The organism is Streptomyces sp. NPDC050548 (assembly GCF_044457385.1).
Lineage (GTDB): Bacteria > Actinomycetota > Actinomycetes > Streptomycetales > Streptomycetaceae > Streptomyces.
This window is the reverse complement of sequence record NZ_JBITGV010000009.1, coordinates 66,745-88,231: the sequence shown is the minus strand read 5'-3', so window position 1 is coordinate 88,231 and position 21,487 is coordinate 66,745. Positions and strand designations below refer to the sequence as shown.

Here is a 21,487-nt window from a genome sequence, read left to right as displayed (position 1 = left end):
CACCCATCGAAGGAACGCAGCATGCGAGTATTCGTCACCGGCGCGACCGGATTCATCGGCTCCGCCGTGGTCCGTGAACTGCTCGACGCAGGGCACACGGTCACCGGTCTGGCCCGCTCCGACGCGTCCGCCGAGGCGCTGACGGCCGCGGGCGCCGCCGTGCACCGGGGTTCGCTCGACGACCTCGACAGCCTGCGCAGCGGCGCCGAGGCGGCGGACGGGGTCTGCCATCTGGCGTTCATCCACGACTTCACCGACTTCGCCGCCAACTGCGCCACCGACCTGCGCGCGATCGAGGCGATCGGTGACGCGCTCGCGGGCACCGACAAGCCCTTCGTGGTGACCTCAGGCACCCCCGGGCTCGACCAGGGGCGGGTGGCGACGGAGGAGGACGCGGTCGACCCGGAGTCGTTCGCGGCGGTCCGGCAGCCGTCCGAGATCGCGGCGGTCGCCCTCGCGGAGCGCGGGGTACGGTCGTCGGTCGTCCGGTTGCCCCGGTCCGTGCACGGCACGGGCGACAAGGGATTCGTCGCGGGGCTGATCGCCGTCGCCCGCCAGAAGGGCCTGTCGGCGTACGTCGGCGACGGCACCAACCGGTGGCCCGCCGTGCATCGTCTCGACGCGGCCCGGCTGTACCGATGGGCCCTGGAGTCGGCCCCGGCGGGCGCGCAGTACCACGCGGTCGGCGACGAGGGGCTGCCGCTCAGGGAGATAGCAGAGATCATCGCCGCCCGTCTCGACGTCCCGACGGGCAGCGTGACGCCCGAGGAAGCGGTCGCGCACTTCGGTTTCCTGGGCCTCGTCGCCTCGTTCGACTGCCCTGCGTCGAGCGCGCTGACACAGAAGCAGACGGGGTGGCAGCCGGTGGAGGTGGGTCTGCTGGCCGACCTCGAAGCGGGCCACTACTTCGACGACGCGGAGTAGGAAGGAGCGCCCCGGCACCGGCACCACGCCCTACGCGCATAATCCCGTTGCCGGGCTCGCCCCCGGATGTTGAAGTGGACGCATGGATCATGCCGAGGTGCTCGCCCTTCACGACCGCGACCTGCGCGAAGGCGCTCGACCCGACGGGCCGGGTGCCCGTGTGGAGCGGACCGGGGGAGTGGTCCGCCAGGTCGCCGACGCGGACGGCTGGAACGGCATCCTGTGGACGGACCTGGACGAGACCGACGCCGACGCGGCGATCGCCGAACAGATCGCGTACTTCACCGGACTCGGCCGTGATTTCGAGTGGAAGCTCTACGGCCACGATCTGCCGACGGATCTCGGGCAGCGGCTGACGGCGGCCGGTTTCACCCCCGAACCGCGGGAGACCCTGATGATCGGCGCGATCGCCGAACTCGCACTCGACGCCGAACTGCCGGACGGCATCCGCCTGTTGCCCGCCACCGACCGCGCGACCGTCGACCTCGTGGCGGACGTCCACGAGAAGGCCTTCGGCACGGACAGCTCCCGGCTGCGCTCCAGCCTGCTCGCCCAGCTCGCCGCCGATCCGGACACGGTGGTCGCCGTGGTCGCCCTCGCCGGGGACGAACCGGTGAGCGCGGCGCGGATGGAACTGGTCCCCGGCACCCCGTTCGCCGGCCTGTGGGGCGGCGGCACGGTGGAGAGCCGGCGGGGCCGCGGCATCTACCGCGCCCTGGTCGCCCACCGCGCCCGCATCGCGGCCGACCGCGGCTACCGCTACGTCCAGGTCGACGCCTCCGACCAGAGCCGCCCCATCCTGGAACGCCTCGGCCTCGCCCCGCTCACCACGACCACGCCGTACGTGTACGAGCCGTAGACACCTACAGGTCGAGCTGGTACTCCACCGCCCGATGCGTCGGCACATAGCCGAGCGCGTCGTTCACCGCTCGCATGGGCTCGTTGTCGTCCGCCGTGTCCGTGAGCAACCCGGCCAGCAGCGGGTGGAGTTGGCGTGCCCGGTGGATCGAGGCGGCCTTCATCCAGCGGGCGAGACCGCGGCCACGATGGGCGGGCAGCACGGCCGTACCGTAGTGCTGCGCGTCGCCGCGCCCGTCGCCCGGTACGACCAGTTCGGAGAAGCCGACGACCCGGCCGTCGGTCGTGTCCACGGCGGCGACGGTGTGCAGCAGCTCCCCTCGGCGCGCGACCGCCTCTGCCGCCGCGACCAGTCGTTCGACATCCCATGCGACGGTGCCGTAGTCGGTGTCCTGCATCGGCATGTCGTCCATCGCGCTGCGCGACTCGGCGTAGGAACGGGCGAGTTCGGCCGGGACCGTGCCGTCCCATTCCGTCAACTCGTAGCCGGGGTGCGGGCGTTGGGCACGTGAGCCGATCGCTGTGAGGTCCGCGTCGGCCAGCGACAGCCGGGCGTATGTCAGGGTCAGCACCGGACGGAAGCCGCGGGCCGGCAGGAACTCGTCGGCGGGTGAACCCTGTTGGGCCTGGGCGACGATCGAGCGACGGCCCTCCGCGCGGGCGGCGGCCGTCGCGGCCTCCAACAGGCGGGTGCCGATGCCCTGTCGGCGTTCGGCGGCGTGCACCGAGAGCTCCAGTTCACCGAGATGCGCCTGCCCCTCCTTGAGGAACAGGCGCAGCGAAGCCGACCCGACGGGTATGCCGTCACTGTCCTGGGCGAGCCAGACGAGACGACGGCTCGACGGTCCGGACTCCGGATCGACGAGCGGGATGAGGCGTGATGACAAGGGATCTCCGGGAGGGATACGCGAAGCGGGGGTCCGGGCGGCGGGCTCGCAGTAGCTTGCCGCCGCCCGGTCTCACCCGCAACGCAATTCCCGTCCCCCGCTCAGCGGCGCACCCTTGTCCGGTCCAGTGCGGCGATGCCCACGGCCGCCAGGCCGATCTGGATGAGCCACTCGATCCAGTCGATGCCCTTCGTGTCGGCGACCCCCAGGCCCGAGGCGATCGCCGCGCCGAGGAGCGCGGCCACGATGCCGACCACGATCGTCAGGACGACGCCTATGTGCTGGCGGCCCGGAACGACCAGCCGTCCCAACACGCCAATGATGATGCCGATGATGATGGCACTGATGATGCCCGAGATCTCCATCTCCGCCCCTCTTTGTCGATGTCCTCGCTCTCACCTTGTGCCCGCTGCGGGCCGAGTCACTCCGAGGAGTTCTGTCGGCTGTTATTGCCGCGACTTTCTGTTCACGACCCCTTCATGCCATGTACCTTTCAATCGTTCAACGCGTGTAGAACTCCCCGACTACCGTTCTACGCGCGCAGATCAGGCGCCCGCACCGCACCTTTCCCATCCCCTCACGGAGGTTCGCCGGATGCTTGGATCCAGAAGATCCCGCCGCAGACTCACCACCGCCCTCGCCGGCCTGGGACTTTTCGTCACGGGGGCGGCCCTCCAGGTCACCACCACGGCCACGCCCGCGCACGCGGCCACCACGCACCGCATCCTGTTCGACGACGGCCACGCCGAGGAGGCGGGCAACGCGGACTGGATCATCTCCACCAGCAAGCCCGACCCGCTGGCCCAGGACTCCTCCCCGTCCTCGGAGACGGACTGGACCGGGGCACTGTCGTCGTGGGGCGTAGCCCTGCAGAAGACCGGCAGTTACAGCCTGAAGACCGCCACCAGCGCGCTCACGTACGGCGGTTCGTCGACGACCGACCTGTCGAACTTCGACACGCTGGTCCTGCCGGAGCCCAACACGCTGTTCACGACGGCCGAGAAGACCGCGATCATGACGTTCGTCCAGAACGGTGGCGGCCTCTTCATGATCTCCGACCACACCGGCGCCGACCGCAACAGCGACGGCGAGGACGCGGTCGAGATCCTCAACGACCTGATGACGAACAACAGCGTCGACTCGACCGACCCGTTCGGCTTCTCCATCGACACCCTCGACATCAGCTCCGGCTACCCCGCCGCGATCAGCGACAGCAGCAACGCGGTCCTCAACGGCGCCTTCGGCACGGTCACCAAGAGCCTGATCGCCGACGGCACCACGGCCACGCTGAAGCCCGCCGACAACGCGAACGTCAAGGGCCTTGTGTACCGCAGCGGTTACTCCGGCAACACCGGCGCGTTCTTCGCCACCAGCACCTTCGGCAGCGGTCGCGTCGCCTTCTGGGGCGACAGCTCACCCATCGACGACGGCACCGGCCAGTCCGGCAACACGCTCTACGACGGCTGGAACGACACCGGCGCCACCAACGCCGCCCTCGCCCTCAACGCGACCGCGTGGCTGGCCGGCGACGGCAGCACCGGTGGTGGCGGAGGCGGCGGCGGGGGCACCTGCACCGCCGCCCAGCTGCTCGGCAACCCGGGCTTCGAGTCCGGCAACACCACCTGGACCGCCAGCAGCGGCGTCATCACCAGCTCCACCAGCGAGGCCGCCCGCACCGGCTCCTACAAGGCCTGGCTCGACGGTTACGGAACGGCCCACACCGACACACTGTCCCAGTCGGTGACCATCCCGTCCGGCTGCTCCGCCACCCTCAGCTTCTATCTGCACGTCGACACCGCGGAGACCACCACCAGCACGGCGTACGACAAGCTCACCGTCACCGCCGGATCCACCACCCTGGCCACGTACTCGAACCTCAACGCGGCCTCCGGATACGTCCTCAAGTCCTTCGACGTCTCCTCCCTGGCCGGCACCACCGCCACCATCAAGTTCAGCGGCGTCGAAGGGTCCACCCTCCAGACGTCGTTCGTCATCGACGACACCGCGCTCAACGTCAGCTGAAGACGACCTGTGGGGCCCGGCGGCGGCCGGGCCCCACAGGTGTTCACGCCGCTGGGAAGGTCCGCTCCGGCGTGTTCCAGCCGGAGACCCGCACCCGGGGCGCCGAGCCGTGCAGCTCGGACGTCCGGTAGGTCACCGTCAGCGTCTTCGACTCCCCGGGCCACAGGCTCACTTCGTTGTCGGACCACGTCACCGGCAGCACCGGCTTGCCCGCCGAGTCGACGAGATGGACGTCGGTGAGGAGCGAAGGAGTCTTCCCCTTCCCGGAGTTGTGCACCGTGACCGTCGTGGTCGAGGTGCCGTCCTTGCCCGCTGCGGTCGACGCCGTCGCCGAAACCGGCACCTGCGCCATCGAGTTGAGCCCCTTGAGGTCGGCGTAGCTCGTCGTCGGCGTGTAGTACCAGTCGGTGTGCGCCCAGTCGAGCGTGTCGGGCTTGGCGGACAGCCAGTAGACGTTCCGGCTCACCTCCTTGCCGGTCGCGTCGGTCAGCGTCAGCCGCACCAGGTACGTCGTCGACAGACCGGTCACCGAGGAGGGCAGGGTGAGCGCGGTGCTGTGTGCGCCGCCGCAGGAGACCGTCACCCCGGCCACCTTCTTGTCGTACTTCTGCGTGCCGTCGGTGTTGAACAGCGTTGCCCGCGCCGTGAGTTGCGAGGCGGGCGCGTTCCGGTTGTTCACCACGACGACCGAGCGGTTGTCGTAGGAGTACTGGATGTGCAGCGGCTCGTTCGCCTTCTTCACGCCGAAGTAGGCGCCGCCCTGGTCGAGGTAACGGTCCATCAACTGCCAGTGCAGCGAGGTCCATCCGCTGTTGAACATCCAGTGGACGACTCCGGTCGCCGGTTTCGAGGCGTCGGTGGCGTTGCGCTCGTAGGCCTCGAACTGGGCGCGGACGTTCTCGTACTGGGCGAGCTGGGCCTTGCGGACGTAGTCGGTGAGGCTCGTCGGCGGGCCGTAGCGGCCGGTGAGGGCGTTGTCGTAGAGCTTGAGGGTGTTGAAGACCGGGGACGGGGAGCGGTGGTACTGCTTGGCGGTCGGGTCTTTCCAGAGGGTGGCGAGTTCGGCCGGGGTCATCATGCGGCGCAGGGTGTCGAGGGTGGGGATGTCGGGGCCCGCGCTGGTCTCGGAGTTGAAGCCGGTGGCGCCGCCCTCGCGTTTGGCGTACCAGTAGTTCGGCGGGATCCAGTCGTAGGGGCCGGTCATCTTCATGCCCGAACTGCCGCTGACCGGCGAGGAGTTGTCGGAGGCGGCGGCGACCACCGGGGTCTTCCAGTCGGCCGCCTTCAGCGCGTCGAGGTAGGTCTTCTCGATCCTCGCGTCGGGGGCGAAGTCGCTGCCGATGAGGAAGGAGATCACGCTCGGGTGGTCGCGCAGCCGGGCGGCCTCGGCGGCCATCGACGCCTTGGCGACCGGATAGTCGGCGGCGGTCCATTTCTCGCCGGTCTCGTCCCCGTTGACCTGGCCCTCCCACTTGTCGCAGCACTCCCAGCCGGGGAGGGTCAGGATGCCGTAGCGGTCGGCCAGGTCGAAGAACTCGTCCGGCTCGATGTGCCCTTCCAGGCGGATGGTGTTCAGGCCGAGGTCGAGGGCGTACTTCAGGCGGTCCTCGACGTAGGTCCGGTCCCAACGGAGGAACTCGTCGGGCGACCAACCGCCGCCCTTGATCAGCAACTTGCGGCCGTTGATGCGGTACTGGCGGTCGCCGTCCGAGTTCAGCGGGGCCTGCACGTCGCGGATGCCGAAGGTCTGGTGCGCGGTGTCGGAGGGGGCGCCGTTGACGGAGGCGGTGAGGTCGAGGCCGTAGAGCGGCTGGCCGCCCATGCCTGCCGGCCACCAGACCTTCGGGGAGTTCAGACGGACGCCGAAGGTGACGGTCTTCGTCTGGTGTGCGGCGAGGGAGACGGTCGTGGCGAAGGTCCGGCTGTCGATGCTGCCGCTGACCTGCGTGGTGACGGGCGCGTTCGTGTCGTTGCGCGCCTGCGCCTTGACCGTCAGGTCGGCGGTGGCGAGGGACGGGACGGCCAGCTTGGTCACCACATGTGCGTCGCGCAGGGCGACCGGGCCGCCGCGGCGGACGAGGACGTCACGGACGATGCCCATGTTCTGGTCGGGCGGTGGCTGGAGCCAGTCGATCCAGCCCATGGTGAGGTTCTTGTTCGGGTCGTTCGGCCGGATGCGGAAGGCCACCGTGTTCGTGCCGGAGCGGACGAGCGAGGTGACGTCCAACTCGTGGTGTGTGTAGGCGCCGTTGACGTCGGCCGCCTTGGCGATCTGCTTGCCGTTGACGTAGACGTCGGCCGCCGAGATCACCCCGCTGAAGTCGAGGTAGGTGCGCTTGGTGCGGTCGGCGACCGTGAAGTCGCTGCGGTACCACCACGGGACCTGGAAGTCGGCCTTCGGGATCTTCTGCTGGTTGGTCGAGTAGAAGGGGTCGGCGTACACGCCGTCGGCGATCAGGGCCGCGAGGACCGTCGAGCGCGCGCCGGCCGGGTACCAGCCGGTCGCGCGATAGCCGGGGGAGGAGACGGCCGCGGGGGAGTCGGTGACCTTGGCGGACGACTGGATCGCGTAGCCGGACAGCGGGGTGGCGGCCCCGGCCGTCGGGCGTACGGCGGTCACCGGGGTCTGCGCGCGCCGCTGCGGGGACGGCTCCCGGGCTCCCGCCCAGGCGCTGGTGGTGAGGGTGCCCAGCAGACCGAGGGCGATCGCGGCCGTGGTGAGACGGCCCCTGAGGAGGGGGTGGACGGCGGGGCGGTGGAACACGGGGGACTCCAGCCTCGTCAAGTTAGGAAACTTTACTAACTGCGACAGAAGGTAGGCCGGAGGATGGGGTGTGTCAATGACTGTTGGCCGTGGGTGAGTTGTTCAGGACGCCGGGCGGTGCTGGTGGGCGCAGGTGTTCAGGACGCCGAACGGCGCTCGAAGACGAGGTCCCGGGCCGTGCCCAGGGCGGTGGCCACCGCGCCCAGCAGCACCGCGTCCTCGCCCAGTGCGCTCGGCACGATCTTCGGCCGCAGCGGGGTCAGCGCGCGCAGGTTCTCCCGCACCGGACGGAGCAGCAGATCCACGCTGTGCCCGACCCCGCCGCCCAGGACGACCAGGTCCGGATCGAGCACGGCCGCGGCGGCGGCCACCGTGTGCGCGATCCGCTCGCCCTCCAGTTCAACCGCCTTGACCGCGGCGGGATTTCCCTGCCGGGCCGCGTCGAACACCGCCTTCGCGGTGAGCTGCTGTCCGCTCATGCCGAACATGCGGGCCGCCTCGACGACGGCCACCCCGGACACGGCGTCCTCCAGCGTCTCCGGCTTCTGCTGCCCGGGCCACGGCAGGAACCCGATCTCCCCGGCCCCGCCGTGCGCCCCCGTGAACAGCCGCCCCTCGCTGACCACGCCCATGCCCAGCCCGGTGCCGATCATGATGTACGCGAACAATCGGCTGCCCGCGCCGACGCCGTACGTGTACTCGCCGAGCGCCGCGAGATTGGCGTCGTTGTGCACCTCCAGCGGGACGCCCAGGTCTTCCCGCATCCGGTCGAACAGCCCGGCCCGGCCCCAGCCCGGCAGATGCATCGCGTACCGCACGCGCCGCCGCTGCTCGTCGTACACACCCGGCGTGCCCACCACGGCGTGCACCACCGCGGCTGGTTCGACCGCCGAATTGGCGACGACCTGGTGCGCGGTGGCGACCACCAGCTCGGCCATGGCGCCCGAGCTGCGGGCCCGGTTGCGGACGTCCGCGCGGGCCACCACCTCGCCGTCCAGATCGGCCACCGCGACCCGCAGCCAGCTGCGCCCGACGTCGATCCCGAGCGCGTAGCCGGCGGCCGGATCGGGGGCGTAGAGCACGGCGGTCCGGCCGCGTTCGGGGGCCCGGGTGCCGACCTCGTGGACCAGTCCCGCCTCCGCGAGCGCGGCGAGCGCGCTGGAGACCGTGGGCTTCGACAGGCCGGTGTCGCGGGCGAGTTGGGCGCGCGAGGCGGCACCGGCGGTGCGCAGCCGGTCGAGCAGCAGCCGCTCGTTGACGCTCCGCAGCCGCTGCCGGCTCCAGGGCTGTTCGTGCTGCTCTACGGCGTCGCTGGCGGGCATCGCACCATTCTCACTCATCGGGGACACCCTCTTGACGAGTCTAGTAAGGCTCCTTAACTTTATCGCCCAGTCAGCCACCGGATACCGGCCCGCACGCCGCACCCCGCTTCCCTCGCGTCACGCACCCCCTCAGGAGCCCCCATGTCCGGTAGTCCGCCCCCAGAAGGCGGCTTCGTCCGCCGCGTCGGCCTCTTCCAGGCCACCGCCATCAACATGAGCCAGATGTGCGGCATCGGGCCGTTCGTGACCATCCCGCTCATGGTCGCCGCGTTCGGTGGCCCGCAGGCGGTCATCGGCTTCGTCGCGGGCGCGATCCTCGCCCTCGCCGACGGGCTCGTGTGGGCCGAGATGGGCGCCGCGATGCCCGGCTCCGGCGGCAGCTACGTCTATCTCCGCCAGGCCTTCCAGTACCGCACGGGCCGGCTGATGCCGTTCCTGTTCGTGTGGACGGCGATGCTCTTCATCCCGCTGATCATGTCCACCGGCGTGGTCGGCTTCGTGCAGTATCTCGGCTATCTGGCACCGGACTTGGGCAAGACGTCGGGCGACCTCATCGGCTTGGGCGTGATCGCCCTGGTGGTCCTCCTCCTCTGGCGCGGTATCGAGAACATCGCCCGCATCACCGCCGTGATGTGGACGGTGATGATCGCCTCGGTGTTCCTGGTGATCCTGGCCGCCGCCACCCACTTCAGCGGCCACCTCGCCTTCACCTACCCCGCGCACGCCTTCGACCTGGGCAGCGACCACTTCTGGCTCGGCTTCGCCGGCGGCCTCACCATCGGCATCTACGACTACCTCGGCTACAACACCACCGCCTACATGGGCGCCGAGATCAAGGACCCCGGCCGCACGCTGCCGCGCTCCATCCTCTTCTCGATCGTCGGCATCATGGCGATCTATCTGCTGCTCCAGATCGGCACGCTGGGCGTCATCGACTGGCACCGGATGATCAACCCGGACGACATCGCCTCCACCTCCGTGGCCTCGGCGGTCCTGGAGAAGACCTGGGGCAAGGGAGCCGCCGACACGGTCACCGTCCTGATCCTGATCACCGCCTTCGCCTCGGTCTTCACCGGCCTTCTCGGCGGCTCCCGGGTGCCCTACGACGCGGCCCGCGAACGCGTCTTCTTCCGCCCGTACGCCAAGCTCCACCCCAAGCACCGCTTCCCGATGCTCGGCCTGGCCACCATGGGCGTGATCACGGCGATCGGCTTCCTCATCGGCCGCCACACCGACCTCGCGACCCTGATCCAACTCCTCACCACCGTCATGGTCATCGTCCAGGCACTGGCCCAGATCATCGCCCTGACGGTCCTGCGCAAACGCCAGCCGACCCTGCGCCGCCCCTACCGCATGTGGCTCTACCCGGTGCCGAGCATCGTCGCCTTCGTCGGCTGGTGCGTGATCTACGGCTACGCCGACAAGAACTCCCCGGGCCGCCACCCCATCGAATGGTCCCTCGCCTGGCTCGCCCTGGGCTGCGTCGCGTTCGTGATCTGGGCCCGCTTCGAGAAGGTGTGGCCGTTCGGCCCGAAGGAGATCACGGAGGAGTACCTCACGGAGACGGTGCCTGAACCGGCCGGTACCTGACGGCTGTTGCCCCGCCCCGCTCTGTCGCGGTCGGCACCTCCACGCAAGCAGCGCCCCCGGAGATACTCGTGCGGTCGCACGAATTGGGGAAGGTGGGTCGCGTGGAGGAGTCGGTGCTCGGCGGAGGCGCGGTCAACGAGGTCGTACGGGTCGGGGAGACCGTACGCCGTACTCCCTCCGAACGGTCGCCGTACGTCACCGAGTTGCTCGCGCTGTTCGAGCGGCGGGGGTGGGCCGGGGCGCCGCGACTCCTCGGTACGGACGAGCGAGGGCGGGAGGTTTTCCGGTACATCGAGGGGCGGGCGGCCGTCGTTCCCGAGGAACGGTCCGCCGCCCGCTCCGACGACAGCCTGGTCCGCGTCGCCCGCCTCGTCCGCGACTTCCACGACCTGACGCACGGCACACCGGAGGCAGGCGACCAGGATGTCGTGTGCCACAACGACCTGGCCCCCAAGAACACCGTGTACGACAGCGCGTGGCGCCCGCTGGCCTTCGTCGACTGGGATCTCGCCGCCCCCGGCGAGCGCGTCCACGATGTCGCCCACCTCTGCTGGCAGTACCTGGACCTCGGCCCGGCCGTCACCGATGTGCGCGAGACCGCCCGCCGGATCGCGCTGATCTGCGAGGCGTACGGCCTCGACGACAGCGGCCGGCTCGTCGACACCGTCCTGTGGTGGCAGGACCGGTGCCGACGAGGCATCGAGGCGGGTGCTGAACGGGGCGAGCGGGGCATGGCAGGACTGCTGGCGAGCGGTGTCGTGGAGGAGATCCGGGCCGCCCGCGACTGGGTGGCCGCGCACCGCCGCGAGCTGGGCGCGTTCCTGGGCTGAACGCCGTAGAACCGCATGCGTCGGACGAAGCGGAAGCCGTTCGCCTTGACGTGCAGGTAATTGCCTGCATAACGTTGAGTGTGCGATCCGAACATGACCCAGGGATGGACGCGGTCTTCAAGGCGCTGGCCGACGAGACCCGCAGGCGGCTGCTGGACCGGCTGCACGAGCACAACGGGCAGACGCTCGGGGAGCTGTGCGGGCGCATCGACATGACCCGTCAGTCGGTGACCCAGCATCTGGCCGTCCTGGAGGCCGCCAACCTGGTCAGCACGGTGCGGCGCGGGCGGGAGAAGCTGCACTACCTCAATCCGGTCCCGCTGCACGAGATACAGCAGCGCTGGATCGACAAGTTCGAGCGCCCGCGCCTGCGCGCGCTCGGAGACCTGAAGCGACGAGCCGAGGAAGCCATGACCGACAAGCCGACATTCGTCTACGTCACCTACATCGCGAGCACTCCCGAGAAGGTCTGGGACGCCCTCACCGACGCCGATCTGACCGCCGCGTACTGGGGGCACAGCAATGTGTCCGACTGGCGGCAGGGTTCGCGTTGGGAACATGTGCGCATCGACGGTTCCGGTATCGCCGACGTCGTCGGGACCGTGGTCGAGAGCGACCGTCCGAACCGCCTGGTGACCACCTGGACCTCGCCGGAGAACGAGGGCGAGGAGGACACGTACTCCCGCGTCACCTACGACATCCGGCGGCACGAGGACATCGTGCGCCTCACCGTCACCCACGAGGACCTCGCCGACGAGGGCGAGCTGTCCGACGTGTCCGGCGGCTGGCCGGCCGTGCTGTCCAACCTGAAGTCGGTCCTCGAAACCGGCAGCCCCCTCCCGCAGTCGCCGTGGCTGGTGCCGGGCGACCACTGAAGGGGGCGTGGCTCCTCCGGGGCTCGTCGAGGTCCTACGGCTTGGGAGTGCTCCGCGCCGCCGTGGCGGCACACACGATGCCCAGGAGCACGGCCAGCCCGCCGATGATGACGTTGTTCAGGATGACGCCCTTGTCGGGGTTGTCGCCGACGATCCACGGCGAGACGATCATCCAGACACCCAGGGCGCTCATTGCCCAGCTGAGGCCGTACATGCGCTCCGGTGCCCTGGTGAACCCGAGGGCCAGCAGGCCGATCGCGATGCCGATGATCAGGTTGTGCGGCACGAGCGCCGGCTGGCTCGTCGTGTAGTGGAGTATCCACGGGGACACGGCGCAGTACAGACCGAGCAGGAACACCGGTCCGTCCACGAGCGCCACATCGCGTCCATCGAGCATGCGGGCGTAGCGCGCCTGCATTTCGGAGACATCAGGGTGGCTCGCTATGTCACCTCTGGTGTGCGAGACGTTGGCCATGACTCGTCTCCTTTGACTTGGCTGGCCTGACCGCGTCTGGTGCGGTGTGCGGTAAGAGCCGCTTCACCCCATTCTGCTCTTATTAATCCTTTATGTGTAGTGGTCGGCCGGTTCGTCGTGCCGGAGACCGCGGCGCAGCTGGTGGAGCCCGCGCCGGGCATGGCTCTTGACCGTGCCCAGCGGCCAGCCGGTGCGCCGCGCGATCTGGGTCTGGGTGAGGTCCTCGAAGTACGTCAGCCGCAGCACCCGCTGCTGGGGCGCGGGCAGCCGGGCCAGTTCACGCAGGACGAGGACACGGTCGAGAACGGCGTCGGGCCGGTGGGCGGCGGGCTCGTCGACGGTCAGGGCGGCCCCGGCGGCGGCCACGAGGTGCAGACGGCGGGTCCGGGCGGACAGCGCGTCCGCGATCCTGCGCCTCGTGATGCCGACGATCCAGGCGCCGATCGTCCCGCGCTCGGGACAAAAACCCGGCCACCCGCGCCACACCCCGAGAAACACCTGCTGGGTCACGTCCTCGGCCTCCTTGACGTCGCCCAACGAGCGCTGGGCCAGCATGTGCACGAGGGGTGACCAGCGGTGGTACACGGCGGCCAGACAGTCCTCGTCGCCCGCCCTCAGCCCGCCGGCCAGTTCCTCGTCGGTGCGCGACTCCGCCACCGGGCTCGGACGGACGGCGCTGTGCTGCGGGCCCATGACGACGGCTCCTCACGTCGGACGGCGACCGCCCGCGTCGAGTCCTCGGCGCCACGGCGGTGGGGGATGTCTGCCGGGACATGCCCCGGTTCGTCCATCCTGGGAGCCGGGGATCAAGCCCATCAACTCGCGTCGATTCTGCGTCGTATAGTCACTGGATGAGCGAGTTGCCCGCCGACCGGGTCGGACCGAACCGGTCCGCCGCCGAACTCCCCCTGACCACCGGCGCGTTGGCCCGCAGGCTGGGCGTGGCACCCACCACCCTGAGGTCCTGGGAGCGCCGCTACGGCATCGGGCCCGCCGTCCGCGCCGAGGGCCGGCACCGGCGCTGGACCCCACGTGACGTGGCGCTGCTGGAGGAGATGTGCCGGCTGACCTCGTCGGGCGTACCCCCTGCCGAGGCTGCCCACACGGCGAGAGAGGCTGCGGGTGCGCAGACGGAGCGTCCGGCGCGGGCCCTCGGCCGTTCAAGGGCGGCCGGCCCCCTGCCCCTCGGCGATGTGCGCCAGGAGTGCCGGGGCCTCGCCCGTGCCGCCGTCCGGCTCGACGCACCGGCCGTCGAACGCCAACTCGCCGACGCCGTCGACCGGTACGGCATCGTCGTCTCCTGGCAGGAGGTGATGGTGCCGACCCTGCACGCGGTGGGGCGCAAGTGGGCCTCGTCCGGGGACCGTTACGTCGAGGTCGAGCATCTGCTGTCCTGGCAGGTCTCCACCGCCCTGCGCCGGAACACCCCGGCTCCAGGACGCCAGACGGACGCCCCGCCCGTAGTCCTGGCCTGCGTACCCGGCGAGCAGCACACCCTGCCGATCGAGGCGCTCAATGCCGCACTGGGTGAACTCGCCCTGCCCACAAGGATGTTCGGCGCCGCCGTGCCCGCCGAGGCACTCACCGCGGCGGTGCGGAGGCTGGGACCCGCGGCCGTCGTCCTGTGGGCACAGTCGCGCTCCACGGCGAGCCCGCCGCTGGCCCGGCACCTCGCCGACCTCCGCTGGGGAGTGAAGGGGGCGCGACGACAGCCCTCGGTGGTGCTGGCCGGTCCCGGCTGGTCCGGCACTTCGGCGCGGGGCGCGGTACGGCCGGCGACGCTCACCGATGCCGTGGACCTTCTGTCGGGGTCGTACGGGGCCTCAGTCACCTGACCGTCCTCGCCTGAACCGCGCCAGCCCGTCGGCGAGTTCGACGATCGGATCCGGGTAGTCGCCGAGCGCGACCCGCTCAAGTCCCTTGAGTTTCCACGGCTCGTGCACCAACGGCCCGTCCAGCTCGGCGAGTTCGGGCACCCAGCGGCGGACGTACACGCCGTCCGGGTCGTGCCGCTTGGCCTGAGTGACGGGATTGAGCACGCGGTTGGGGCGCGAGTCGGTGCCGGTGCCCGCCATCCACTGCCAGTTGAGCTGGTTGTTCGCCACATCGCCGTCGACCAGGAGGTCGAGGAAGTACCGGGCGCCGATCCGCCAGTCCACGTAGAGCGTCTTGGTGAGGAAGCTCGCCGTCAGCAGCCGTCCCCGGTTGTGCATCCAGCCCTCGTGGCGCAGTTGGCGCATCGCCGCGTCGATCAGCGGATAGCCGGTACGGCCCTCCTTCCAGGCCGCGATGTCCGCACGGGCCGTGGTCTCGGAGCGCCAACGGTCGTGTTTCGTACGGTAGTCGGCGCTCGCGGCCACCGGCCTGGCCGCCAGGACCTGGCGGTGGAAGTCCCGCCAGGCGAGCTGTCGTACGAACGCCTCGGCGCCCGGTCCGGCCAACCGCCGTGCCCGGTGGACGAGTTCGACGGGGGAGAGGGTGCCGAAGTGCAGGTGCGGGGAGAGGCGGGAGGTGGCGTCCCCGGCGAGGTCGTCGTGGATGTCCTCGTACGCGGCGATCCCGCCGCGCAGCCAACGGCTCAACTCCCTGCGGCCCTCCGACTCCCCGCCGGTCGCCAGGCCCGGCGAAAGGCCCGCGACACCGGCGCGGGACGGCAACTCCTCGGAACCGACACCCTCCGGGACCCGCACGGTACGCGGCGCGGCGAGCGGGGCGCGCAGGTGGACCCCGGACCACTGCCGGAAGTACGGCGTGAAGACCGCGAAGTGGTCGGAGGAGGCGGGGGTCACGGCGCCGGGGGCGACGGCCGTGGTCACGGTGTCGTGGACGTGCAGCCGTCGCCCCTCCGCCTCAAGCGCCCGCCGCAGCCGCTGCTCGCGTTGCTGCGCGTAACCGCTGACGTCGCCCGCCATGTGCACCTCGTCCGCGTCGGTCTCGGCGGCCACCTTGCGCACCTCGTCGACGACGTCACCGGACCGGACCACCAGCCGGCCGCCCCGCTCGCGCAGTCCCGCGTCGAGATCGCGCAGACAGTCGGCCAGGAACGCCAGCCGGTTGGGCGCGGCGAACCCGGCGTCCGCCACACCCCGGTCGCGCACGAACAGGGGGACCACCTGGCGGGCCCCGTCGGCGGCCCGCAGCGCGGGGTGGTCGTGCAGACGCAGGTCCGAGGTGAACAGGACGACCGAGACATTCATGGTGCGCACTCCGGGAGACGGGAAAAGGCGGCCGTGAGGTACTTCCGGCCGGGCACCCCCGGCGGATGCGGCTGTCACCCGACCGGCCTACGGCCCCTCGGCGCCCCGGTGACGTGCGTGTCCACGCCGATCGGGGGCAGACGCACGATTACGACGGTCCCCGTGGGGAGCCGAAGTCGGATCTGGAGGTGTCTGCGGACATGGTCGCCAAGGTGTTGGAGCGGTTTCCGGCGGGAGCCCCGCGCGGATCATGGCCCGCCGAGGAGTTCGCGGCCCGGCGCCGCGCCGAGGGTCTGCCCGCCAGTGTCGTCATGGACCTGAAGTCCGACGCGTTCCTCGTGGTGGTCCCGGCCGGCGACGAGGACTGACCACACGGCGCACCGGCCTCAGCCTTGTGTCCCGCTCAGCTCGCGCGCCCGGCACACGAACGCCTCGTACAGATCTCCGGCCGCCTGCGGCACGGACTCCGCACGGCGGCGGCGCAGCATCAGCAGCACCCGGGCGGTGTCGCCCGCGATCGGCCGGTAGGTGATCGCACCGAGCCGTTCCAGCGGGTCCCCGATCACGCTGAAGTCGGGCAGGACCGTCACTCCCAGCCCTTCCGCGACCATGAGCTTGCCCATCTCGGCGCCATCGGTCGAGTAGGCGAAGGCCGGTCCCCGCCCATTGAGCAGCCGGTGGACATAGCGGTGCATCACATAGCCGGAGCGCATACCGATCAGCGGCTCGGTGAGGAGGTTGTCCACAGTGACGGTCGGCCGGGCCGCCAGCGGGCTGTCGGGACGCACGCACACCACCGGCAGTCCGGACAGCAGCTCGGTGGACTCGAAGTCGGCCGGCATGTCGTCACCGTCGAGGTGATTGACCAGGCCGAGATCGATGCCGCCCTCCGCCAGCGCCCGATGGATGTCGGTCTGCTGCGCGCCGACCACCTCGACCTGGGTGAGCGGATGCGAGGCGCGGAACTCCCGGACGACGGGCAGCAGCAGCGGCACGGTCGCCGCGTTCACCGTGCCCACCCGCACCATGCGACTGATCCGGTGCCGCTCGCCGGCCGCCGCCCGCAGGCGGTCCACCGCGTCCAGCACATCGACGATCTTCGGCAGCAGCTCCCGGCCCGCCGTGCTCATCGTCGCGCCGGTCCTTTTGCGCTCCAGGAGGTCGACCCCGAGTTCGCGTTCGAGATTGCGCACGGTCTCGCTCAACGCGGGCTGCGACAGGCGCAGTTCCTCGGCGGCCCGGCGCAGCGAGCCGAGCCGGGTCACGGCCGCGATGTATTCCAGCTGTTCGGTCCGCATGCCCGCAGAATGCGGCCGATTTCCCGGGCCGTTCAAGGGTTTCCCTGTCACACCTTCGTGAAATTCAATGGTCCGCGATACGAGACCGGTCGGGTTTTCCTTGACGGTCCTCGCGGACAACTGCCACGATCGACGACATGAAGATGCGACTGGACCTCACGCGGCGACGCCACGTCGACCTCGCGCGCGTCTCCAGTGCCTCCTGTTGCACCGCGGCCTGATCTCCCTCTTCTCCTTCCCGATCCGCCGCTCTCTTTCCGCCCCCGCCCGACATTCGCCGGATATCGCGCCGGCCGGATTCGGCGTGCCCGGAAACATATTCCGCAACAGGAGTTCCCTGTGTCCGCAGCGCCCGTGAAATTCGCCTACTGGGTCCCCAACGTCAGCGGGGGACTCGTCACCAGCAAGATCGAGCAACGCACCGACTGGAGCTACGAGTACAACCGCGAACTCGCCGTCCTCGCCGAGAACAACGGCTTCGAGTACGCGCTCAGCCAGGTCCGCTACATGGCCAGTTACGGCGCCGAGTTCCAGCACGAGTCGACCAGCTTCAGCCTCGCCCTCCTCCTCGCCACCCAGCGCCTGAAGGTCATCGCCGCCGTCCACCCCGGCCTGTGGCACCCCGGCGTCCTCGCCAAACTCGGCGCCACCGCCGACCACTTGTCGGGCGGCCGCTTCGCCGTCAACGTCGTGTCCGGCTGGTTCAAGGGCGAGTTCACCGCACTCGGCGAACCCTGGTTGGAGCACGACGAGCGGTACCGCCGCTCAGAGGAGTTCATCCAGGCGCTGCGCCAGATCTGGACCGAGGACCACACCGAACTCGCCGGAGACTTCTACCGGTTGCGAGACTTCTCCCTCAAGCCCAAGCCCCTCAACACCCTTGAGCGACCGCACCCGGAGATCTTCCAGGGCGGCAACTCCACGGCCGCCCGCGCGATGGCGGGCCGAGTCTCCGACTGGTACTTCTCCAACGGAAAGGACTTCGACGGCGTCACCGAGCAGATCGCCGACGTACGCCACTCGGCGGCCCAAGTCGGCCGCACCGCACCGAAGTTCGGCCTCAACGGCTTCCTCGTCGCCCGCGACACCGAGGCCGAGGCCCGCGACACGCTCCGCGAGATCGTCGCCAAGGCCGACCGCGAGGCAGTGGAAGGCTTCGGGGCCGCGGTGAAGCAGGCCGGGCAGTCCTCGGCCGACGGCAAGGGCATGTGGCAGGACTCCACGTTCGAGGACCTGGTGCAGTACAACGACGGCTTCCGTACGGGGCTCATCGGCACGCCGGAGCAGATCGCCGAACGGATCGTCGCCTACCGGAAGCTGGGCGTCGACCTTCTCCTGCTGGGCTTCCTGCACTACCACGAGGAGGTCGAGTACTTCGGCAAGCGGGTACTGCCCCTGGTCCGTGAACTGGAGGCCCGACTCCCCGACGCCGAGGCCGAGTCCGTCTCCGTGCACGCCTGACCGCCACCGCAGCAGACCAGAAAGAGGACCCATGGCCACCGTCCTGTCCGTCTCCGGCAGCCCTTCCGCCTCCTCCCGCACCAACCGGCTCCTGCGCCATCTGGACAAGCGGCTGATCGCCCAAGGACACGAGGTGATCCCGCTCGACGTGCGCACCATCCCCGCCGAGGCCCTGCTGGGCGCGGACTTCCGCCACCCGGCCATCGTCGAGGCGACCGAACTGTTCGCCCTCGCCGACGGAGTGGTCGTAGGCACTCCCGTCTACAAGGCCTCCTACTCCGGAGTCCTCAAGGCGCTGCTCGACCTGCTCCCGCAGTACGCCCTCACCGGCAAGACCGTGCTGCCGCTCGCCACCGGCGGGTCCACCGCGCATGTGCTGGCCATCGACTACGCGCTCCGCCCGGTGCTCAACTCCATGGGTGCCGCGCACATAGTCCAGGGCTGGTTCACCCTCGACAAGGACATCACCGCCCACGAGGACGGCTCGCTCACCGTCGCCCCGGGCACCACGGAGGCACTTACTCAGGTGGTGGACCAGTTCTCGGCGGTCCTCGGCCGCACCCCGCTCCTGGCGGCGGCGAGCTGACCACCATGACCGCCCAAGAGCCCGCCCGTGCGACCGCTCATGTGATCGCCGACGACGCCGAGGCCCTCGTCCTGGCCGCCGCGCTCGCCGACGAGTTCCGTGCCGGAGCCTCCGCCCGCGACAGCGAACGCAGGCTCCCGCGCGCCGAATTGGACCGGCTCTCCGACTCGGGGCTGCTCGCCGTCACCGTGCCCGCCGAGTACGGCGGCGCCGATGTGAGCTCTCAGACCCTCGCCGAGATCTTCCGCCTGCTCGGCTCCGCCGACGGCAGCCTCGCCCAGATCCCGCAGAGCCACTTCGCCTACGTCAATGTGATTCGCCGTCAGGGCACCCCGGACCAGCGCAAGTTCTTCTTCACCGAACTTCTTGCGGGCCGCCGCTTCGGCAACGCCCAGTCGGAGGCCGGCACCAAACACGTCCAGGACATCCGCACCCGGCTGACACTTCAGCCCGACGGCTCCTACGAACTGACCGGCGTCAAGCACTACTCCACCGGCGCCCTCTTCGCCGACTGGATCCCCGTCCTCGCCCGTACCGAGAACGACAACCTGCATGTCGCCTACGTCCCGAGCGACGCCGAGGGCGTCATGGTCGTCGACGACTGGGACGGAATGGGCCAGCGCACGACGGCCAGCGGCACGGTCCGCCTGGAGGCGGTCTCCGTCCCGGCGGACCGGGTCCTGCCCCACCACCTCACCTTCGAGGGCCCCCAACTCCACGGCGCCGTGGCCCAGTTGCTGCACGCGGCCATCGATGCCGGAATCGCCGGCGGAGCGCTGGCGGAAGCCGCCGAGTTCGTACGGACGAAGAGCCGCCCGTGGTTCGAGAGCGGGCTGGAGACCGCGGCCGAGGACCCGCTGCTGATCCAGCGGTTCGGTGAACTCGCCATCCAGGTACGGGCGTCCGAGGCCCTGCTGATCCAGGCGGCCCGGGCCGTGGACGCGGCGCGCGCCGACCTCACCGACGACTCGGCGGCCGAGGCCTCCATCGCGGTGGCGGCGGCCAAGGTGCACGCGGCACAGACGGCCGTGGAGGTGGCGGCCGCCTTGTTCGAGGTGTCGGGCACCCGCTCGGCCCTCAACTCGCTGAACCTGCACCGCCATTGGCGCGACGCCCGCACCCACACCCTGCACGACCCGGCGCGCTGGAAGATCCAGCACATCGGCAGGTACGTGCTCAACGGCACCAAACCGCCCCGCCACGGCCTCCTCTAACCCACCTTCAGGACAGTCCGGAACGGAGACCCCACGTGTCCCTCACCTTCCACTGGTTCCTCCCCACCAACGGGGACAGCCGTCATGTCGTCGGCGGCGGTCACGGCACGCCCGCCACCGCTTCCGGACGGGACCGGCCGCCGACGGTCGCCTATCTGAGCCAGATCGCCCGCGCGGCGGAGGACCTGGGATTCGTGGGCGCCCTCACACCCACCGGCGCCTGGTGCGAGGACGCGTGGCTGACCACCGCGATGGTCAGCCAGCACACCGAACGCCTGAAGTTCCTGGTCGCGTTCCGGCCCGGCTTCGTCTCCCCGACGCTCGCCGCGCAGATGGCGTCCACGTTCCAACGGCACTCCGGCGGACGGCTGTTGCTCAACGTCGTCACCGGCGGCGAGAGCCACGAGCAGCGGGCCTACGGGGACTTCCTCGACAAGGACGACCGTTACCGCCGTACCGGCGAATTCCTCGAAATCGTCCGGCAGTTGTGGGACGGCAAGACCGTCGACCTGGCCGGCGAGCATCTCCGGGTCGAGGACGCGAAGCTGGCGCGGCTGCCGGAGCCGGTGCCCGAGGTGTACTTCGGGGGATCGTCGCCCATCGCGGGCGAGATCGCGGCCAAGTACGTGGACGTGTACCTCACTTGGGGCGAGCCGCCCGCCCAGGTCGCCGAGAAGATCGCGTGGATCAGGGGGCTGGCGGCGAAGGAGGGACGGACGCTTCGCTTCGGTATCCGGCTGCATGTCATCACGCGTGACACGTCGGCGGAGGCCTGGGCCGAGGCGAACCGGCTGCTCGAAGGGTTCGACTCCGAGACCGTGAAGTCCGTACAGGCCGGGCTCGCCCGGAGCGAGTCCGAGGGACAGCAGCGGATGCTGGCGCTGCACGGGGGCAGCCGGGACGGGCTGGAGATCCACCCCAACCTGTGGGCCGGGATCGGGCTGGTCCGGGGTGGCGCGGGAACGGCTCTGGTCGGCAGCCACGAAGAGGTCGCCGAGCGGATCAAGGAGTACGCGGCCCTGGGCATCGAGGAGTTCGTGCTGTCCGGGTATCCGCACCTGGAGGAGGCGTACTGGTTCGGGGAAGGGGTGCTGCCGAGGCTGGCCGCGGAGGGAGTCTGGCGGCACCCCGTCGGCGGGCAGCGGCCCGCTCAGGCACAGGTGCCGTTCGCGGGCTGAGCCCCG

21 protein-coding genes are annotated in these 21,487 nt (G+C 70.2%); 13 read left to right on the top strand and 8 right to left on the bottom strand.

Annotation, left to right across the window (positions count from 1 at the left end):
• The first annotated feature begins 21 nt into the window (after positions 1 to 21).
• Together ACIBJH_RS24915 and ACIBJH_RS24910 are read left to right on the top strand one after the other, a co-directional pair.
• Positions 22 to 924, top strand: a complete 903-nt coding sequence (locus tag ACIBJH_RS24915; protein WP_399119048.1) for an SDR family oxidoreductase — start codon at positions 22 to 24, stop codon at positions 922 to 924.
• Positions 925 to 1,006: 82 nt separating this feature from the next.
• A complete protein-coding gene (locus tag ACIBJH_RS24910; RefSeq protein ID WP_399119047.1) occupies positions 1,007 to 1,783 on the top strand; it encodes a GNAT family N-acetyltransferase in 777 nt (258 codons plus the stop codon).
• 4 nt (positions 1,784 to 1,787) lie between these two features.
• On the opposite strand, the gene ACIBJH_RS24905 is transcribed toward ACIBJH_RS24910, so the two are convergent.
• Together ACIBJH_RS24905 and ACIBJH_RS24900 are read right to left on the bottom strand one after the other, a co-directional pair.
• Complete coding sequence (locus ACIBJH_RS24905; protein WP_399119045.1) at positions 1,788 to 2,669, bottom strand: GNAT family N-acetyltransferase; 882 nt, start codon at positions 2,667 to 2,669, stop codon at positions 1,788 to 1,790.
• A 101-nt stretch (positions 2,670 to 2,770) separates the two neighbouring features.
• On the bottom strand, positions 2,771 to 3,034 hold the full coding sequence (locus tag ACIBJH_RS24900) for a GlsB/YeaQ/YmgE family stress response membrane protein (protein WP_019069104.1): 264 nt from the start codon (positions 3,032 to 3,034) through the stop codon (positions 2,771 to 2,773).
• Between the two features lie 229 nt (positions 3,035 to 3,263).
• Between ACIBJH_RS24900 and ACIBJH_RS24895 the strand changes: the two genes are divergently transcribed.
• Positions 3,264 to 4,691, top strand: a complete 1,428-nt coding sequence (locus ACIBJH_RS24895; RefSeq protein ID WP_399119044.1) for a hydrolase — start codon at positions 3,264 to 3,266, stop codon at positions 4,689 to 4,691.
• A gap of 43 nt (positions 4,692 to 4,734) precedes the next feature.
• Here the strand turns inward: ACIBJH_RS24895 and ACIBJH_RS24890 are convergent, their stop codons facing one another.
• Together ACIBJH_RS24890 and ACIBJH_RS24885 are read right to left on the bottom strand one after the other, a co-directional pair.
• Positions 4,735 to 7,455: a glycosyl hydrolase 2 galactose-binding domain-containing protein gene (locus tag ACIBJH_RS24890; protein ID WP_399119304.1), complete on the bottom strand. Its 2,721-nt coding sequence runs from the start codon at positions 7,453 to 7,455 to the stop codon at positions 4,735 to 4,737.
• 137 nt (positions 7,456 to 7,592) lie between these two features.
• Positions 7,593 to 8,777 carry an ROK family protein gene (locus ACIBJH_RS24885; RefSeq protein ID WP_399119043.1) on the bottom strand — a complete coding sequence of 395 codons (1,185 nt, stop codon included), beginning with the start codon at positions 8,775 to 8,777 and terminating at the stop codon, positions 7,593 to 7,595.
• 141 nt (positions 8,778 to 8,918) lie between these two features.
• Here ACIBJH_RS24885 and ACIBJH_RS24880 point away from each other — a divergent pair, with 141 nt between their 5' ends.
• The 3 genes from ACIBJH_RS24880 to ACIBJH_RS24870 all read left to right on the top strand — a co-directional run bounded on the left by ACIBJH_RS24880 (position 8,919) and on the right by ACIBJH_RS24870 (position 12,072).
• A complete protein-coding gene (locus ACIBJH_RS24880; RefSeq protein WP_399119042.1) occupies positions 8,919 to 10,367 on the top strand; it encodes an APC family permease in 1,449 nt (482 codons plus the stop codon).
• Positions 10,368 to 10,468: 101 nt separating this feature from the next.
• The gene (locus tag ACIBJH_RS24875; RefSeq protein ID WP_399119041.1) at positions 10,469 to 11,197 is read left to right on the top strand and encodes a phosphotransferase; all 729 of its coding nucleotides are present in this window, start codon (positions 10,469 to 10,471) and stop codon (positions 11,195 to 11,197) included.
• A 104-nt stretch (positions 11,198 to 11,301) separates the two neighbouring features.
• On the top strand, positions 11,302 to 12,072 hold the full coding sequence (locus ACIBJH_RS24870) for an ArsR/SmtB family transcription factor (protein ID WP_399119040.1): 771 nt from the start codon (positions 11,302 to 11,304) through the stop codon (positions 12,070 to 12,072).
• A 34-nt stretch (positions 12,073 to 12,106) separates the two neighbouring features.
• Here ACIBJH_RS24870 and ACIBJH_RS24865 read toward each other — a convergent pair whose 3' ends face one another.
• Together ACIBJH_RS24865 and ACIBJH_RS24860 are read right to left on the bottom strand one after the other, a co-directional pair.
• On the bottom strand, positions 12,107 to 12,547 hold the full coding sequence (locus tag ACIBJH_RS24865; protein WP_399119039.1) for an SPW repeat protein: 441 nt from the start codon (positions 12,545 to 12,547) through the stop codon (positions 12,107 to 12,109).
• Positions 12,548 to 12,637: 90 nt separating this feature from the next.
• Entirely contained in the window at positions 12,638 to 13,240 is a 603-nt protein-coding gene (locus ACIBJH_RS24860; RefSeq protein WP_399119038.1) for a sigma-70 family RNA polymerase sigma factor, read from the bottom strand.
• 158 nt (positions 13,241 to 13,398) lie between these two features.
• Between ACIBJH_RS24860 and ACIBJH_RS24855 the strand changes: the two genes are divergently transcribed.
• A complete protein-coding gene (locus ACIBJH_RS24855; protein ID WP_399119037.1) occupies positions 13,399 to 14,382 on the top strand; it encodes a MerR family transcriptional regulator in 984 nt (327 codons plus the stop codon).
• On the opposite strand, the gene ACIBJH_RS24850 is transcribed toward ACIBJH_RS24855, so the two are convergent.
• On the bottom strand, positions 14,371 to 15,744 hold the full coding sequence (locus tag ACIBJH_RS24850; RefSeq protein ID WP_399119036.1) for a cryptochrome/photolyase family protein: 1,374 nt from the start codon (positions 15,742 to 15,744) through the stop codon (positions 14,371 to 14,373). The genes ACIBJH_RS24855 and ACIBJH_RS24850 overlap by 12 nt on opposite strands.
• A gap of 200 nt (positions 15,745 to 15,944) precedes the next feature.
• Between ACIBJH_RS24850 and ACIBJH_RS24845 the strand changes: the two genes are divergently transcribed.
• A complete protein-coding gene (locus ACIBJH_RS24845; protein WP_399119035.1) occupies positions 15,945 to 16,112 on the top strand; it encodes a hypothetical protein in 168 nt (55 codons plus the stop codon).
• An 18-nt stretch (positions 16,113 to 16,130) separates the two neighbouring features.
• On the opposite strand, the gene ACIBJH_RS24840 is transcribed toward ACIBJH_RS24845, so the two are convergent.
• Positions 16,131 to 17,042: a LysR family transcriptional regulator gene (locus ACIBJH_RS24840; protein ID WP_399119034.1), complete on the bottom strand. Its 912-nt coding sequence runs from the start codon at positions 17,040 to 17,042 to the stop codon at positions 16,131 to 16,133.
• A gap of 137 nt (positions 17,043 to 17,179) precedes the next feature.
• Between ACIBJH_RS24840 and ACIBJH_RS24835 the strand changes: the two genes are divergently transcribed.
• The 5 genes from ACIBJH_RS24835 (at position 17,180) to ACIBJH_RS24815 (ending at position 21,481) form a co-directional block, all read left to right on the top strand.
• Positions 17,180 to 17,263, top strand: coding sequence for a putative leader peptide (locus ACIBJH_RS24835; RefSeq protein WP_350966533.1), 84 nt, complete (start codon positions 17,180 to 17,182; stop codon positions 17,261 to 17,263).
• A 118-nt stretch (positions 17,264 to 17,381) separates the two neighbouring features.
• Positions 17,382 to 18,503: a dimethylsulfone monooxygenase SfnG gene (sfnG, locus tag ACIBJH_RS24830; RefSeq protein ID WP_399119033.1), complete on the top strand. Its 1,122-nt coding sequence runs from the start codon at positions 17,382 to 17,384 to the stop codon at positions 18,501 to 18,503.
• A 31-nt stretch (positions 18,504 to 18,534) separates the two neighbouring features.
• A complete protein-coding gene (gene ssuE / locus ACIBJH_RS24825) occupies positions 18,535 to 19,089 on the top strand; it encodes an NADPH-dependent FMN reductase (protein ID WP_399119032.1) in 555 nt (184 codons plus the stop codon).
• 5 nt (positions 19,090 to 19,094) lie between these two features.
• Positions 19,095 to 20,303, top strand: coding sequence for an SfnB family sulfur acquisition oxidoreductase (locus ACIBJH_RS24820; protein ID WP_399119031.1), 1,209 nt, complete (start codon positions 19,095 to 19,097; stop codon positions 20,301 to 20,303).
• A 35-nt stretch (positions 20,304 to 20,338) separates the two neighbouring features.
• On the top strand, positions 20,339 to 21,481 hold the full coding sequence (locus ACIBJH_RS24815) for an LLM class flavin-dependent oxidoreductase (RefSeq protein WP_399119030.1): 1,143 nt from the start codon (positions 20,339 to 20,341) through the stop codon (positions 21,479 to 21,481).
• Positions 21,482 to 21,487 lie beyond the last annotated feature (6 nt).

What these genes read in the sequence shown, in the direction of transcription:
- ACIBJH_RS24915 (WP_399119048.1), top strand. Translation starts at nt 22, where the DNA reads ATGCGAGTATTCGTCACCGGCGCGACCGGATTCATCGGCTCCGCCGTG.
- ACIBJH_RS24910 (WP_399119047.1), top strand. Translation starts at nt 1,007, where the DNA reads ATGGATCATGCCGAGGTGCTCGCCCTTCACGACCGCGACCTGCGCGAA.
- ACIBJH_RS24900 (WP_019069104.1), bottom strand. Translation starts at nt 3,034, where the DNA reads ATGGAGATCTCGGGCATCATCAGTGCCATCATCATCGGCATCATCATT.
- ACIBJH_RS24895 (WP_399119044.1), top strand. Translation starts at nt 3,264, where the DNA reads ATGCTTGGATCCAGAAGATCCCGCCGCAGACTCACCACCGCCCTCGCC.
- ACIBJH_RS24885 (WP_399119043.1), bottom strand. Translation starts at nt 8,777, where the DNA reads ATGCCCGCCAGCGACGCCGTAGAGCAGCACGAACAGCCCTGGAGCCGG.
- ACIBJH_RS24880 (WP_399119042.1), top strand. Translation starts at nt 8,919, where the DNA reads ATGTCCGGTAGTCCGCCCCCAGAAGGCGGCTTCGTCCGCCGCGTCGGC.
- ACIBJH_RS24870 (WP_399119040.1), top strand. Translation starts at nt 11,302, where the DNA reads ATGGACGCGGTCTTCAAGGCGCTGGCCGACGAGACCCGCAGGCGGCTG.
- ACIBJH_RS24865 (WP_399119039.1), bottom strand. Translation starts at nt 12,547, where the DNA reads ATGGCCAACGTCTCGCACACCAGAGGTGACATAGCGAGCCACCCTGAT.
- ACIBJH_RS24860 (WP_399119038.1), bottom strand. Translation starts at nt 13,240, where the DNA reads ATGGGCCCGCAGCACAGCGCCGTCCGTCCGAGCCCGGTGGCGGAGTCG.
- ACIBJH_RS24855 (WP_399119037.1), top strand. Translation starts at nt 13,399, where the DNA reads ATGAGCGAGTTGCCCGCCGACCGGGTCGGACCGAACCGGTCCGCCGCC.
- ACIBJH_RS24850 (WP_399119036.1), bottom strand. Translation starts at nt 15,744, where the DNA reads ATGAATGTCTCGGTCGTCCTGTTCACCTCGGACCTGCGTCTGCACGAC.
- ACIBJH_RS24845 (WP_399119035.1), top strand. Translation starts at nt 15,945, where the DNA reads ATGGTCGCCAAGGTGTTGGAGCGGTTTCCGGCGGGAGCCCCGCGCGGA.
- ACIBJH_RS24840 (WP_399119034.1), bottom strand. Translation starts at nt 17,042, where the DNA reads ATGCGGACCGAACAGCTGGAATACATCGCGGCCGTGACCCGGCTCGGC.
- ACIBJH_RS24835 (WP_350966533.1), top strand. Translation starts at nt 17,180, where the DNA reads ATGAAGATGCGACTGGACCTCACGCGGCGACGCCACGTCGACCTCGCG.
- ssuE (WP_399119032.1), top strand. Translation starts at nt 18,535, where the DNA reads ATGGCCACCGTCCTGTCCGTCTCCGGCAGCCCTTCCGCCTCCTCCCGC.
- ACIBJH_RS24820 (WP_399119031.1), top strand. Translation starts at nt 19,095, where the DNA reads ATGACCGCCCAAGAGCCCGCCCGTGCGACCGCTCATGTGATCGCCGAC.